This window comes from Puniceibacterium confluentis, assembly GCF_007923445.1.
In the GTDB taxonomy this organism is placed as follows: Bacteria; Pseudomonadota; Alphaproteobacteria; order Rhodobacterales; family Rhodobacteraceae; genus Puniceibacterium; species Puniceibacterium confluentis.
The window spans coordinates 342,453-355,379 of the sequence record NZ_VOJI01000001.1 but is presented as its reverse complement, the minus strand read 5'-3'; the positions used below and the strand labels follow the sequence as shown (position 1 = coordinate 355,379).

Here is a 12,927-nt window from a genome sequence, read left to right as displayed (position 1 = left end):
TCAGGCTCCGCTTTGACGCATCTTGTGTCGGACAGGGATGGGCGCAAACGCACAGGCTGTCAATGCAGCCGCCTGACCGTGTTGACACGTTCAGCGCTGCGCCAGATCACGACGACGTCAGCCCCGGGCTCATGCATCCGGCGCAACATCTGCTCGGTTCGGATCCCCGGCAGGGTGGCGAAGGCATCAAACAGCGCGTCGGCTCCGGTGGCGGTCAGGGGGATATGCAGCGGGGGTTGGCCCTTCTGCACCAGAACCCAGTGCGGCGGCGTGTCGTTTGAATCCAGACTGAGAGCGTCCAGATCCTCAAGATCGACGACGCCGCCCGACAACGGGCCAAAGTATGCGATGCGGCGTTCGTTGATCTCGACCACACCGGGGCCGCCTTCGCCCTGGCGGAACCGCGCGCGCTGGATGCCCGCCACCAGCAGGGCGAGTCCGCCCAGAGCCACGACATAGCCGATCCAGTGCAGCAGGCCGCCGCCGGTCAGGAAACCCCAGTACAGGCCCAGCCCCAGAACAGCGGCGCCGACAATGGCATCGCGCCAGCGCCGCAAGGTCTTGCGCGCGTCGGCGCGGATCACCGCCAGTCCCCATAGCGCATCTGCCACAGCGTCAGCGCCGCGACCGCCGCCGTGTCAGCCCGCAAGATGCGCGGCCCCAGCCGGATGGCCTCGGACTGCGGCAGCGCACGCAGGGCAGCGCGCTCCGGCTCGGAAAACCCACCTTCAGGACCGATGAGAATGGCCCAGGGGTCTGGTGGTCCGTCGGCAGGCGACGAATCGGATGCATCCGCGGGGGCCCCGCCCCCGCTCTCCTGATCTGCCAGATCTTCGTCACAGAACATCAGGCGCCGGTCGTCCGGCCAGTCAGCCAGCAGCCTGTCGAGCCGCTGAATCTCGGCCACCTCGGGCACGAAGGTGCCGCCGCACTGTTCTGCAGCTTCGACCGCATGGGCCTGCAAACGGTCCTGCCGGATCCGCTCGGAATTGGTAAAGGCGGTGCGCACAGGCACAATCCGGCGTGCGCCCATTTCGACCGCCTTTTCGACAATGAAATCCGTGCGCGCCTTCTTGATCGGGGCAAAGATCAGCCACAGGTCCGGCGGCGTCAGAACCGGGCGCGTCCGGACCTCGCAGATCAGAATCCCGCCGCGCTTGTTGGCCTGTCCCACCCGGGCGATCCATTCGCCGTCTCGCCCGTTGAACAGCGCAATCCGCGCATCGTCCCCCAGGCGCATCACCGCAAAAAGATAGTTCGCCTGATCCCGCGACAGGGGAACCGGTTGTGCCTCCCCCAGCGGGTGCTCTACAAAAAGTCTGACTTTCGCACTCATGAGGCGCACCATATGACCGACACCCCGACAACGCCAGAGGGCCCGGACAGGCCCCCGCAAGGTCAGGTCGCGGATGCGGTCACGGGCAATTGGGTCGACCGCCATGCCCCGTCGGCGATGCGCCCCTACCTTCGGCTGTCACGGCTGGACCGTCCGATCGGCACCTGGCTGCTGCTCTTGCCATGCTGGTGGGGGCTGACGCTGGCCATGCTGCATGACGGCGCCGCGCGCTGGGAGGATCTGTGGATATTTGCAGGCTGCGGGATTGGCGCGGTTCTGATGCGCGGCGCGGGCTGTACCTGGAACGACATCACCGACCGCGGCATCGACGGGTCGGTGGCGCGCACCGCTTCGCGGCCGATTCCTTCGGGACAGGTCAGCGTGAAACAGGCGCTGGCCTGGGCCATTGCGCAATCGCTGACCGCGTTCGTGATCCTGATCACCTTCAACGTGCCCGCCACCCTGCTGGGCGTGCTCGCCCTGCTGCCGGTTGCGGTCTATCCCTTCGCCAAACGCTTTACCTGGTGGCCGCAGGTGTTTCTGGGCATTGCCTTCAACTGGGGCGCCCTGCTGGCCTGGACTGCGCATGCCGGGCAACTGAACCTGCCGGCCGTGCTGCTTTATCTTGCCGGCATGGCATGGACCCTGTTTTACGACACGATCTATGCGCACCAGGATAAGGAGGACGATGCCCTGATCGGCGTGAAGTCCACCGCCCGCCTGTTCGGTGACGCCGCGACGCCGCGCTGGCTGGCCTGGTTCCTTGTCGCCACCGTGACGTTGATGGGTTTCGCCATCATTGGCGCCGTGCCACGCGGTGAAATTCTGGCGCTGGTTCTGGCGCTCGGCGGACCCTGGGCCATGGGCTGGCATCTCATGTGGCAGCTGCGGCGACTGAAGCTTGACGACACCGACAGGCTGCTTGGCCTGTTCCGGTCCAACCGCGATGCCGGGCTGATCCCCGTGCTGTTTTTCGCCCTCGCCCTTTTCGCCTGATTGCACGCCCGGGCCGGGCGGCGTATCAGGTATCAACGCTGACAGAAACCGGAGCGCCGATGCGCCTCTCTTCCATCGCTATCACATTGGGAACATTCGCCGTCGCAGCCGGTCTATGCCTGGTTGCTGCGTTCTTCTCTGTCCGCCTGATCGAGGACAGTTCCGTCATCGGAGTCCGGGCAGAGCTGGACCGCGAGGGGCTCACCTGGGCCAGTGTCGACGCCAACGGACTTCAGCTCTTTGTGATCGGCACCGCGCCGAACGAAGCCGGCCGTTTCAAGGCGCTCAGCGCAGCGGGCCGCGTCGTCGACACCACCCGCATCATCGACGAAATCCTTGTCAACGACACCTCGAACGCCCCGCCGCCGCGATTTTCGGTCGAGATCCTTCGCAATGACAACGGTGTACAGATCATCGGCCTGATCCCGTCGGCAACCGACCGCGTGCGTCTGATCGCCGATATCACCAAGCTGGCCGGCGCTGATGCCCAGGTTTCGGATCTGCTCGAAATCGCGGATTACGACAATCCCGAAGGCTGGGAGGCGGCGCTGCGGTTCTCGATTGCGGCGCTGCGTTCGTTGCCGCGCTCGAAGATCTCGGTCGAGGCCGACCGGGTGTCGGTCAAGGCAATGACAGACAGCGCCGATGCCCGACGGAGGATCGAGGCCGACCTGTCGCGACGGGTCCCCGAGGGGCTGAAACTGGCGCTGGACCTCTCTGCCCCGCGTCCGGTCATCTCTCCCTTCACCACGCGATTCGTGATCACCGGGAATGGTGCGCGTTTCGATGCCTGCTCGGCGGACACCGAAGAGACACGCCGCCAGATCCTGCAGGCCGCGAACGCCGCCGGATTGCAGGCCAAGGCGACCTGCACCATTGGCCTTGGGGTTCCGACGCGCCGTTGGGGTGCGGCAGTGGAAATGGGCATCAAGGCACTGGCCGAACTTGGCGGCGAGTCGATCACCTTTTCCAATGCCGATGTCACGCTGATTGCCAGGATGGGGACGGCCCAGGCCGACTTTGACCGCGTCGTCGGCGAATTGGACAATGCCCTGCCGGATGTGTTCGACCTGCATGCGGTGCTGCCGAAACCGCCTGTCGAAACGCCCGAGGGACCGCCGGAATTCACCGCCACCCTTGGCCCGCAGGGTGCAATCCAGTTGCGCGGGCGGCTGTCGTCCGACATTTCACGGACCACCATCGAAAGCTATGCCCGCGCCCGCTTTGGCTCGGAAGCGGTCTACACCGGTGCCCGGATCGACGAAACGCTCCCCGGTTCCTGGCCGGTGCGCGTGCTTGCCGCGCTTGAGGCGCTGTCAAAACTGTCGAACGGTTCGGTGACCGTGACGCCGGAAACGGTCTCGATCACGGGCAACACCGGAAATCAGAATGCAGGGTCTGAAATTGCCAGCCTGCTGGCGGAAAAGCTGGGCGAGGCCGAGGATTTCAACATCGCCGTCGTCTATCAGGAAAAGCTCGACGCCTCGCTCGGCATCCCGACGCCCGAGGAATGCGAGACGCAGATCGTGGACATCGTCGGTGATCGCAAGATCACCTTTGAGCCCGGATCGGCGACGCTGGACGCTTCGGCCAAGGACATTCTGGACGACCTCTCGGAACTGCTTCAGCTTTGCGGCGACATCCCGCTCGAAGTTCAGGGCCACACCGACAGTCAGGGCCGCGAGACGATGAACCAGCAGCTCAGCCAGGACCGCGCGCAGTCGGTGCTGGACGCACTGCGCACCCGCCGCGTGCTCACCGCTTCGTATCGTGCGCGCGGCTATGGCGAAGAAACCCCCATCGCCGACAACGGCACCGAGGCGGGACGCGAAGCCAACCGGCGCATCGAGTTCCACCTCATCCGCGAAGAAACCGCGCCCGAGCCGGACGGCGCGGGCGACACCGAAACCGAGATTGACGAGGGCGAAGAACCGCCCCGCGACACCGTTGACGAGGCGCCCGACGCCAACGCAGAAGGAACCCCCGATGAACAGAACTGAGTTTATCGTCGCCACCGCGATCATCCTGTTCGTTGCCTTTTGCCTCGGCTGGTTCGCCAACTGGCTGATCCACCGCTTTACCCGGGTGAGCCAGGCCGATGTCGACCAGTTGGAGCGGATGAGCCAGGAACTGCACGAGGCCGAAGAAACCCGCGACCAGGCGATCACCTACCTGCAGCAACGCGAGGCCGAACTGACAAACCAGTTGACCCAGACCGAGGCCGAGCTGTCAGCGGCGATGGAGGGTCTGCGCGACGCCCGGCACGAGGCCGAGGAAATGCGCGCCTATGTCGAGCGGATGAACGCGAATTAGCGCCTGCGGCCCGCCAGCAGATCGGATCCGTGATGCCGCTGTTTCCCTTTCGTCAGACTGCGGTACCGTCAGGTCGGCGCACGGCATTTCCGGTTGCGGTGCACGCCCGGCCAAAGCCCTAGGATGATCTGTGACACGCTCATCATCGGCGGTGGTCCGTCCGGGCTGATGGCGGCCGAAACGCTGCTGGCGGCTGGGCGTTCGGTCCTGCTGACAGAGGCAAAACCATCGCTGGCGCGCAAATTCCTGATGGCCGGGAAGTCGGGGTTGAACCTGACAAAATCCGAAGCCCCCGACGCCTTCGGTGCGGCCTATGGCGACTCGGCTCCACACCTTGCGCCGATGCTCGCCGGCTTCGGTCCGCAGGACGTGCAGCACTGGGCCAGCGGGTTGGGGCAGACCCTGTTCACCGGCTCCACCGGCCGGGTGTTTCCCGACGCCATGAAGGCGTCGCCGCTGCTGCGGGCCTGGCTTGAGCGGCTGACCGCGCAGGGCCTGTCGGTGCGGACACGCTGGCACTGGAGCGGGACGACGCCTGGCGCGTTCGACTTCGATACACCGGATGGAGCGGTGAGCGTGTCGCCCAAGGTCACCGTTCTGGCGCTGGGGGGGGCCAGTTGGGCGAGGCTCGGCTCGGACGGGGTCTGGGCCCGGCATCTGCTCGCGGCAGGAATCCCACTGGCGCCGTTCCAACCTGCCAACGCCGGGCTGACCGTCACATGGTCGGCGCACATGGCCCGGCACTTTGGCGCCCCGCTCAAGAACGTCGCCTTTCACGCAGCGGACATTGCGTCACGCGGCGAAGCGGTGGTTTCAGCCCGCGGGCTCGAAGGTGGCGGCCTGTATCCACTGACGCCGGCCTTGCGGCAGGGCGCGCCGCTGTCACTCGACCTTGCCCCGGATCTGACCCAGGCGCAGGTCGCGGACCGCCTGTTGCGCGCCGGTGCCCGACAAAGCCTGGCCAACACCCTGCGCAAGGCGCTGTCGCTGGCACCGGTGGCCCAGGCCCTGCTGCAGGAATGCGCCCGACCGCTGCCGCGTGACGCCGCGGCGCTGGCGGCGGTGATCAAGGCGCTGCCGGTTCCCTATGACGGGGTACGCCCGCTGAACGAAGCGATCTCGACCGCCGGTGGCGTGCCTTTTGCCGCCCTGGACGACGGCCTGATGTTGCGCGACTGGCCCGGTGTGTTCTGCGCTGGAGAGATGCTGGACTGGGAAGCGCCGACCGGGGGCTATCTTCTGACCGCCTGTCTGGCCACCGGACGATGGGCCGGCAAACACGCCGCGCTTTACGGCTGAGGTACCGGTTTCAACCCAGTGCTGCGGTCCGCACATAGGCCGGCCGCGCCCGCAGCGCGTCAGCATAGGTCACAAATCTGTCCGGCGCTGGGGGGAATTTCGCCGAAACCGCCCAGTTTCCGCAGTGACACAGCAGAATGTCCGGGACGGTCATCACCTCGCCCATCAGGTAGGGGCCGTCGATCTCGGCGGTCAGCCGTTCGAGGTTGGCGGCGAATTCGCGACGCAGGCTGTCCTTGACCGCCGGAACACGCTGATCTTCGGGCAGGACAAAGGAATGCCGCGCCGCAGTCCACAACAGCGCGTCCAACTCGTCGAGAATGCGCTGGGTCCAGCCATCCTGCCGCGCGCGTTCGATCGTGCCCGCCGGATAGGTCAGCTGACCATGATGATCCGCAAGATAGGTCAGGATCGCAGTGGAATCGCGCAGCGCGGTGCCGTCGACGACCAGCACCGGAAGCTTTCCAAGGGCACTGACCGCCAGCAGCGCATCCGAGCGCGGGGCACAGGGCACGTGGCGGTACGGCAACGCCAGCTCTTCCAGCATCCAGAGCACGCGAAAGGCGCGGCTTCGGACCGTGCCATAGACTGTATGATCCATGCAGGTTCCTCCCTGTCACCCGTGACAATGACCAACCTGCGGAACGGACGCAAGAGCGGGCATCGGCGGCGCGCCCGAAGGTGTCAGCCCCGCGACGAGAGCATTGCCAGCCGGATGAAGCTGCGCTCGACCAGTGCCAGCGCCGGTGCGTGTTGCCCTGCCGAGCGCAGCTGCAGATCGGTGTCGGTCAGAATGCCCAGCGCCTGCTCGAGCCGGAACGGTCCCCAGCCCTGCGCCTGGCGCAGCATCCGGTCGCGACGCGGACCAAAGATCGGCGGCCGTGCCCGGGCGGCCCCCTGCGCCGGACCGCCCGGATCCGAGGCCACGGAATAAAGCGCGCGGAAATGCCGGGTGGCCATGATGATCAGCGTGACCGGGTTCATGCCCTGCGCCGCGAGCCGGGCCATCATCGGGCCTATCTCGGCACTGCGCCCCTCTGCCACCACATGCAGCATCTCGTCCAGCTCGGCCTCGGTCGAACTCGGCGCGCAAAGCGCCACTTCCTCGGGGCTGAGCGGGCTGGTATCGCCAAGCTTGTACAGGGCAACCTTTTCCACCGTCTGGCGGAAATCGCCGGGGTCCAGTTCGCGGGCCAGCGCGCTCAGCGCCTCCATCGCCGAGCGGTCGACCTCTTTCAGACCGGAACGTGCCAGGTCGGCCTCGATCTCGGCGCGGCTGGGCGGGTCGTTGTAGATGCCCACGGCCAGCGCCGACTTGTGCGCCTCGAACAGCTTGCGCAGAGCCGAGGTCGCCTTGAGCGCGCCCGCAGTGACAATCACCTGCGCATCGCCGGGCTGCCAGTCGGACAGCGTCGCGGCGACGGATTTGGCAAGCGTGTCTGTCGCATCTTCCAGAAAGGCGACGCGCGGACCGGGGAAAAAGCTCTGTGCCTTGACCGCGTCCAGCAACATCGCCGGGTCCTTGCGCAACTCGGATCCGGGGATCCGGGTCAGACGCATTTCGGTCTCGCCCTCGGGGCCGATCAGCGCGGCGATCACCTGCTGGCGCTTCAGCGCCACCCGCATCGCATCCTCGCCGTAGATCAGCAGCCCGGTGCTGTCCGGGTCGGGGCGGGCGAAATAGCCCGTCGCATCGCGCGGGCCCAGTTTCATTGCGCGGCCGCCGCCCGGCCGGAGGACCAGAGAACCAGTTGATCGACCATCTGGTCGCCCAGGATAACCATCAACCGCCGTGTTGCGTCGCGTTCCGCCGCCAGCGTGGCGACGTTGGATCCGGTCGCCGAGTAGCCCGAAAAGGCCGAGGTGTCGCGGCTGTTCAGCGTCGCGCCGGTGGCGGCATCTTTCAGGCTGTAGGCCACCTTGCCCAGCAGTTGATACCGCGTGGTCGAACCGTCCGAGGTGGTGCCCAGACCCTCGGTTTCGACGGAAATGGCATAGCTCAGCGCATAAGCGCCACCCAGACCGCGCCCCAGCCGCTCTTCCAGCCGCTGGGTCAGAAGGTAACCCTCGCGGGTGTCCGGCGCATCCAGCGCAATCTGGCCCAGCAGGGCCTCTGCCCCGCCGCCGGGTCCGTAGACCGGCGTGAAACCACAGGACGCCAGCAACGCCGCAGCGCCGAGCAGGAGGCTGCGGCGCTTACAGGACAACGTTCACGATCCTGCCGGGCACGACGATGACCTTTTTCGGCGTCGCCCCGTCCAGCGCCTTGACCACGTTGTGATGCGCCAGCGCCTGTGCCTCGACCTCGTCCTTGGGCATGTCCTTGGGCACCGTGACCTCGCCCCGGCGTTTGCCGTTGACCTGGATCGGCAACGTCACGCTGTCCTCGACCATCATTGCGGCGTCAGCCACCGGCCAGGGCGCGGTGGCAATCAGTCCGGTGCCGCCGAGCAGATGCCAGATCTCTTCGGACAGGTGCGGTGTCATCGGCGCCATCAACTGGGCCAGCACCCGGGTCGCCTGACGTTTGGCATCCGCGCCGGCATCGGATTTCGCCAGGGTGTTGGTAAAGGCGTAAAGCCGCGCGATCGAGGCGTTGAAGCCGAAGGATTCCACGCCCAGCGTCACGTCGTGGATGGTCTTGTGCATCTCGCGCAGCAGCGTCTCGTCGCTGTCCTGCGGGCCGGTGTCAGAGACGCTCACCTCCTGGGCGATGCGATGGACGCGGGCAAGATGCTTGGCCGTGGCCTCGGCCCCGGCGGCGGTCCATTCCACATCCCGCTCGGGCGGGGAATCGGACAGCACGAACCAGCGCGCGGTGTCGGCGCCGAACTGCGAGATGATCTCGACCGGGTCCACCACGTTGCGTTTCGATTTGGACATCTTGGCCGAAGGGATCACTTCCACCGCGCGGCCATCGGCCAGCTTGCCGTCATGCACCTCTTCGGGGAAATGATAGACCGGGCGGCCATCGACATCGCGGGTCTGATAGATCGCATGGGTCACCATGCCTTGGGTGAACAGCGCGTTGAACGGCTCGCGCGCGGCGTCCGGCAGATGACCGGTCACATTCATCGCGCGGGCAAAGAAGCGGGCGTAAAGCAGGTGCAGGATCGCGTGCTCGATGCCGCCGATGTACTGATCGACATTCATCCAGTAGGCGGCCTCGGCCGGGTCGGTGGGCGTGTGGGCATGGGGCGCTGTGAAGCGGGCGAAATACCAAGAAGAATCGACGAACGTGTCCATGGTGTCGGTTTCACGCTGCGCCGGGGCGCCGCAGGCCGGGCAGGTGCAGTTGCGCCAGGTCGGGTGCCAGCCCAGCGGATTGCCGGGTTTGTCAAAACTCACATCATCCGGCAGGCGCACCGGCAGGTTCTCTTTCTTCTCGGGCACCACGCCGCAGGTGTCGCAGTGGATCACCGGAATCGGCGCGCCCCAGAACCGCTGGCGGCTCAGACCCCAGTCGCGCAGGCGGAACTTGGTGACGCCTTGCCCGACGCCGTTCTGTTCGCAGAACGACACGGCGCTGTCGATGCCTTCGGTGCCGGTCTGCAATTCACCCCCGGCAAAGCCGTTGATGTAGCGCACGGTTTCAGGCTTGGGCGGCACGTAGGCCGGGCCGCCATTCTCGGGCAACTCAAACGCATCGTCGCCGGTGGCGGGCACATAGACCGATTTCACCGCCAGATCGTATTTGCGGGCAAATTCGAGATCGCGGGCGTCATGCGCCGGACAGCCGAAGATCGCGCCGGTGCCGTAATCCATCAGGATGAAGTTGGCGACATAGACCGGCAGTTCCCAAGAGGTATCAAAGGGGTGCCGCACCCGAAGCCCGGTGTCAAAACCCTTCTTTTCAGCCTTCTCGAGCTCTTCTTCCGACGTGCCCATGCGGCGGCATTCGGCGTTGAAGGCCGCCAGCTCGGCGTTGTCCTTTTCCAGCTGCTTCGCCAGCGGATGGTCGGGTGAAATGCCCAGAAAGGACGCCCCCATCAGCGTGTCGGGGCGGGTTGTGTACACTTCGATCCGGTCGAACCCGTCCGGTGCGTCGATGGTGGAAAAGGCAAACTGAAGCCCGCGCGACTTGCCGATCCAGTTGGCCTGCATCAGCTTGACCTTGGCGGGCCAGTCGTCCAGCCCGTCGAGCGCCTGCAGCAGGTCGTCGGCCATGTCCGAGATCTTGAAGAACCACTGCGTGAGTTCGCGCCGCTCGACCACCGCGCCTGACCGCCAGCCGCGGCCATTCTCGACCTGTTCGTTCGCCAGAACGGTCATGTCGACCGGATCCCAGTTCACCACCGCGTTCTTGCGGTAGACCAGCCCCTGTTCCAGCATGTCGAGGAACAGCGCCTGCTGCTGTCCATAGTATTCGGGATCACAGGTGGCGAATTCGCGGCTCCAGTCGATCGACAGGCCCAGAGGCTTCATCTGCGCGCGCATGTCGGCGATGTTCTGGTAGGTCCAGTCCTTGGGGTGCCCCCCACTGGCCATCGCGGCGTTTTCGGCCGGCAGGCCAAAGGCGTCCCAGCCCATAGGGTGCAGCACCGCATGGCCGGTGGCCAGCTTGTAGCGCGCGATCACGTCGCCCATGGTGTAGTTGCGCACATGGCCGATGTGGATGCGCCCCGACGGATAGGGAAACATCTCGAGCACATAGTATTTGGGCTTGTCATCGGACCTTGTGGCCTTGAAGGTCAGGGCCTCGTCCCAGGCCTGTTGCCATTTCGGTTCGATTGCGGCGGGGTCATAACGCGACATCTGGAATCCTCTTCAGCACGGGGCCTTGCGGCGCCGGCATCTCTTTGGGTGAGGGTGATAGGGCCATGGGGCGGGATCGTCCAGTGGCATGGGAAACAGCACGGCGGTTTGCGCGCCGTTCCTCCCTTCTGCCTCGCAGGGTGCATGGCACCGGGGTTCACGCCGGACATCGGCCCCGAGGCCCGGCGCCCGGCGACATTTCCGCAACCGGTTCCCCCGCCCGGCACTTCCACCATTGGCGCAGCGGATCGCCCGTGGCACAACATCCCGGACGCAAAGGAAACAGGCCCGTACCGCATGAAGATCCTGCTGATCCACCAAAATTTCCCCGGCCAGTACAAGCATCTCGCCCCGGCGCTGGTGCAATTGGGCCATCACGTGGTCGCCCTGACCCCCAAGGTCGACAAGCCGGCAAAATGGAACGGCGTCTCGGTTGTGCCCTACCGGATCACCGGGCGCAGCACTCAGGGCATCCACCCGTGGCTGCAGGACTTTGAAACCAAGCTGCTGCGCGGATCGAGCTGCTATGACGGCGCCATGGCCCTGCGCGCTCAGGGTTTTGACCCCGACGTGATCCTTGCCCACCACGGCTGGGGCGAAAGCCTGTTCCTGAAGGATGTCTGGCCCAATGCCCGGCTCGGGCTGTATTGCGAGCTCTACCACCTCTCGACGCCGACATTTACCAACTTTGATCCTGAATTCGCCTCGACGACGGTTGAAAAGGATGCCCTGCGGCTGCGGCTGAAGAACCTGAACAACCGGCTGCACGAAGAGGTGATGGATGCCGGAATCAGCCCGACCCAGTTCCAGGCGCGCAGCTTCCCGGCGAAATATCAGGACCGGATCACCGTTGCCCATGATGGCGTCGACACCGATCTGGTCAAGCCCAACCCCGATGCACGGCTCGAGGTCACCGGCGGCAAGGTCGTGACCCGCGACGACGAGGTGGTGACCTTCATCAACCGAAACCTCGAACCCTATCGCGGCTACCATATCTTCATGCGCGCCCTGCCCGGAATTCTGAAACGTCGCCCCAATGCGCAGATCGTGCTGCTGGGCGGGGACGAGGTCAGCTATGGCGCCAAGGCCCCCAAGGGTCAGACATGGAAACAGATCTATATCGACGAGGTGCGCGGCCAGATTTCAGATGCCGACTGGGCGCGGGTGCACTTTCTGGGCCGCGTGCCCTACGACCGTTTCCTGGCGATGATGCAGGTCAGCCGCGTGCATGTGTACCTCACCTACCCGTTCGTGCTGTCCTGGTCGCTGCTCGAGGCCATGAGCGCGGAATGCGCGATCCTTGCCAGCGACACCGACCCGGTCAAAGAGGTTCTAAAAGACGGCGAGACGGGCTGGATGGTGGATTTCTTTGACCACGCGGCGCTGACCGATCGCCTCTGCGCCCTTCTGGAGGATGCCCCCGCAAGGGCCCGCATGGGCAAGGCGGCACGCGAACTCGTGCGTGCGCAGTATGATCTGAGAACGGTGTGTCTGCCTCAGCACCTGGCCTGGGTTGCGGCATTGTCCCGCCGCACGCCCCGGGCGCCCGTCGACTGACCGACGGACAATAGGGCCGATCAGAAGCGCGAGTCCTGCTGGCGCAGCTGGCGCGCCCGGGTCAGGATCGCATCCTCGACCGCGCGCAGGGTGCCTGCCTCGACAGGGCCGGACCGAGTCGCCAAAGCGAGGTTCAGGGACCGGGCATCCAGCGCAGGATCAGAAACCAAGACCGTGGCGCGGTATTCGCGTCCGCCGCCCGGTGGGGTGCCGAAACCGGTGGTGATTACCCCGGTGAACGGATCGACGGACTGCACCGGCAGGAAGTTCAGCACTTCGAGCGAGGCATTCCAAAGGTACTTGTTCACAGATCCGACCGTGCTTGTGTCGCCCCGCTGGCGGAAGATATCCCAGATCGTCGAGGTCGGCACGTCGCGCGCCTTGTAGAGTTCCTGGTCCTGAATTTCCGCGGCAGACCGGGTTTCGACCACCGGCGCATTGGGATCGCGGCTGCCACATGCCGACAGGGAAACCAGCATCACGGCCAGGGCGGAAATTGTTCCGTGGCGCGTTCCGTTCCGCATTTCGTCCATGTTATCCCGCTCCTGCCGGTCTTTTTGGTCTGTGCAAATCCATACCCGTCAGAGGTCGGCACGACAAGCCGAAGTTCAGCGCTTGCCAGAGTGCCGGCAAACCGTCTTTCGGGCAGGACTTCCGGGGGGCATCACAGT

12 protein-coding genes are annotated in these 12,927 nt (G+C 65.5%); 5 read left to right on the top strand and 7 right to left on the bottom strand.

The annotated features are described in order from the left end of the window. Window positions 1–59: 59 nt before the first annotated feature. The gene (locus tag FOY53_RS01675) at window positions 60–611 is read right to left on the bottom strand and encodes a hypothetical protein (protein WP_246107241.1); all 552 of its coding nucleotides are present in this window, start codon (window positions 609–611) and stop codon (window positions 60–62) included. Next, a complete protein-coding gene (locus tag FOY53_RS01670; protein ID WP_146585016.1) occupies window positions 581–1,336 on the bottom strand; it encodes a 16S rRNA (uracil(1498)-N(3))-methyltransferase in 756 nt (251 codons plus the stop codon). The genes FOY53_RS01675 and FOY53_RS01670 overlap by 31 nt, the downstream gene beginning before the upstream one ends. A gap of 12 nt (window positions 1,337–1,348) precedes the next feature. On the opposite strand from FOY53_RS01670, the gene ubiA reads away from it, so the two are divergent. The 4 genes from ubiA to FOY53_RS01650 all read left to right on the top strand — a co-directional run bounded on the left by ubiA (window position 1,349) and on the right by FOY53_RS01650 (window position 5,944). Beyond that, a complete protein-coding gene (gene ubiA, locus FOY53_RS01665; protein WP_146585014.1) occupies window positions 1,349–2,332 on the top strand; it encodes a 4-hydroxybenzoate octaprenyltransferase in 984 nt (327 codons plus the stop codon). Between the two features lie 59 nt (window positions 2,333–2,391). After that, window positions 2,392–4,332, top strand: a complete 1,941-nt coding sequence (locus FOY53_RS01660; protein ID WP_146585011.1) for an OmpA family protein — start codon at window positions 2,392–2,394, stop codon at window positions 4,330–4,332. Further along, entirely contained in the window at window positions 4,319–4,645 is a 327-nt protein-coding gene (locus tag FOY53_RS01655) for a hypothetical protein (RefSeq protein WP_146585009.1), read from the top strand. The genes FOY53_RS01660 and FOY53_RS01655 overlap by 14 nt, the downstream gene beginning before the upstream one ends. 123 nt (window positions 4,646–4,768) lie before the next feature. Next, window positions 4,769–5,944, top strand: coding sequence for a TIGR03862 family flavoprotein (locus FOY53_RS01650; protein WP_146585007.1), 1,176 nt, complete (start codon window positions 4,769–4,771; stop codon window positions 5,942–5,944). Between the two features lie 10 nt (window positions 5,945–5,954). Here the strand turns inward: FOY53_RS01650 and FOY53_RS01645 are convergent, their stop codons facing one another. From FOY53_RS01645 to leuS, 4 genes are all read right to left on the bottom strand, one after another. Further along, complete coding sequence (locus tag FOY53_RS01645) at window positions 5,955–6,545, bottom strand: glutathione S-transferase family protein (protein WP_146585005.1); 591 nt, start codon at window positions 6,543–6,545, stop codon at window positions 5,955–5,957. A gap of 83 nt (window positions 6,546–6,628) precedes the next feature. Then, a complete protein-coding gene (gene holA / locus FOY53_RS01640) occupies window positions 6,629–7,657 on the bottom strand; it encodes a DNA polymerase III subunit delta (protein WP_146585003.1) in 1,029 nt (342 codons plus the stop codon). Further along, window positions 7,654–8,151, bottom strand: a complete 498-nt coding sequence (gene lptE, locus FOY53_RS01635) for an LPS assembly lipoprotein LptE (protein WP_146585001.1) — start codon at window positions 8,149–8,151, stop codon at window positions 7,654–7,656. Before lptE ends, holA begins: the two co-directional genes overlap by 4 nt. Next, window positions 8,141–10,699: a leucine--tRNA ligase gene (gene leuS / locus FOY53_RS01630; protein WP_146584999.1), complete on the bottom strand. Its 2,559-nt coding sequence runs from the start codon at window positions 10,697–10,699 to the stop codon at window positions 8,141–8,143. Before leuS ends, lptE begins: the two co-directional genes overlap by 11 nt. 297 nt (window positions 10,700–10,996) lie before the next feature. Here leuS and FOY53_RS01625 point away from each other — a divergent pair, with 297 nt between their 5' ends. Beyond that, a complete protein-coding gene (locus FOY53_RS01625; RefSeq protein WP_146585423.1) occupies window positions 10,997–12,256 on the top strand; it encodes a glycosyltransferase in 1,260 nt (419 codons plus the stop codon). Between the two features lie 20 nt (window positions 12,257–12,276). Here the strand turns inward: FOY53_RS01625 and FOY53_RS01620 are convergent, their stop codons facing one another. Further along, the gene (locus FOY53_RS01620) at window positions 12,277–12,789 is read right to left on the bottom strand and encodes a DUF3576 domain-containing protein (RefSeq protein ID WP_246107240.1); all 513 of its coding nucleotides are present in this window, start codon (window positions 12,787–12,789) and stop codon (window positions 12,277–12,279) included. Window positions 12,790–12,927 lie beyond the last annotated feature (138 nt).

Bases quoted from the DNA above. Each gene is read 5' to 3' on its own strand.
- holA (WP_146585003.1), bottom strand. From the start codon at position 7,657: ATGAAACTGGGCCCGCGCGATGCGACGGGCTATTTCGCCCGCCCCGAC.
- FOY53_RS01650 (WP_146585007.1), top strand. From the start codon at position 4,769: ATGATCTGTGACACGCTCATCATCGGCGGTGGTCCGTCCGGGCTGATG.
- FOY53_RS01660 (WP_146585011.1), top strand. From the start codon at position 2,392: ATGCGCCTCTCTTCCATCGCTATCACATTGGGAACATTCGCCGTCGCA.
- FOY53_RS01670 (WP_146585016.1), bottom strand. From the start codon at position 1,336: ATGAGTGCGAAAGTCAGACTTTTTGTAGAGCACCCGCTGGGGGAGGCA.
- FOY53_RS01620 (WP_246107240.1), bottom strand. From the start codon at position 12,789: ATGGACGAAATGCGGAACGGAACGCGCCACGGAACAATTTCCGCCCTG.
- FOY53_RS01625 (WP_146585423.1), top strand. From the start codon at position 10,997: ATGAAGATCCTGCTGATCCACCAAAATTTCCCCGGCCAGTACAAGCAT.
- ubiA (WP_146585014.1), top strand. From the start codon at position 1,349: ATGACCGACACCCCGACAACGCCAGAGGGCCCGGACAGGCCCCCGCAA.
- FOY53_RS01655 (WP_146585009.1), top strand. From the start codon at position 4,319: ATGAACAGAACTGAGTTTATCGTCGCCACCGCGATCATCCTGTTCGTT.
- leuS (WP_146584999.1), bottom strand. From the start codon at position 10,699: ATGTCGCGTTATGACCCCGCCGCAATCGAACCGAAATGGCAACAGGCC.
- FOY53_RS01645 (WP_146585005.1), bottom strand. From the start codon at position 6,545: ATGGATCATACAGTCTATGGCACGGTCCGAAGCCGCGCCTTTCGCGTG.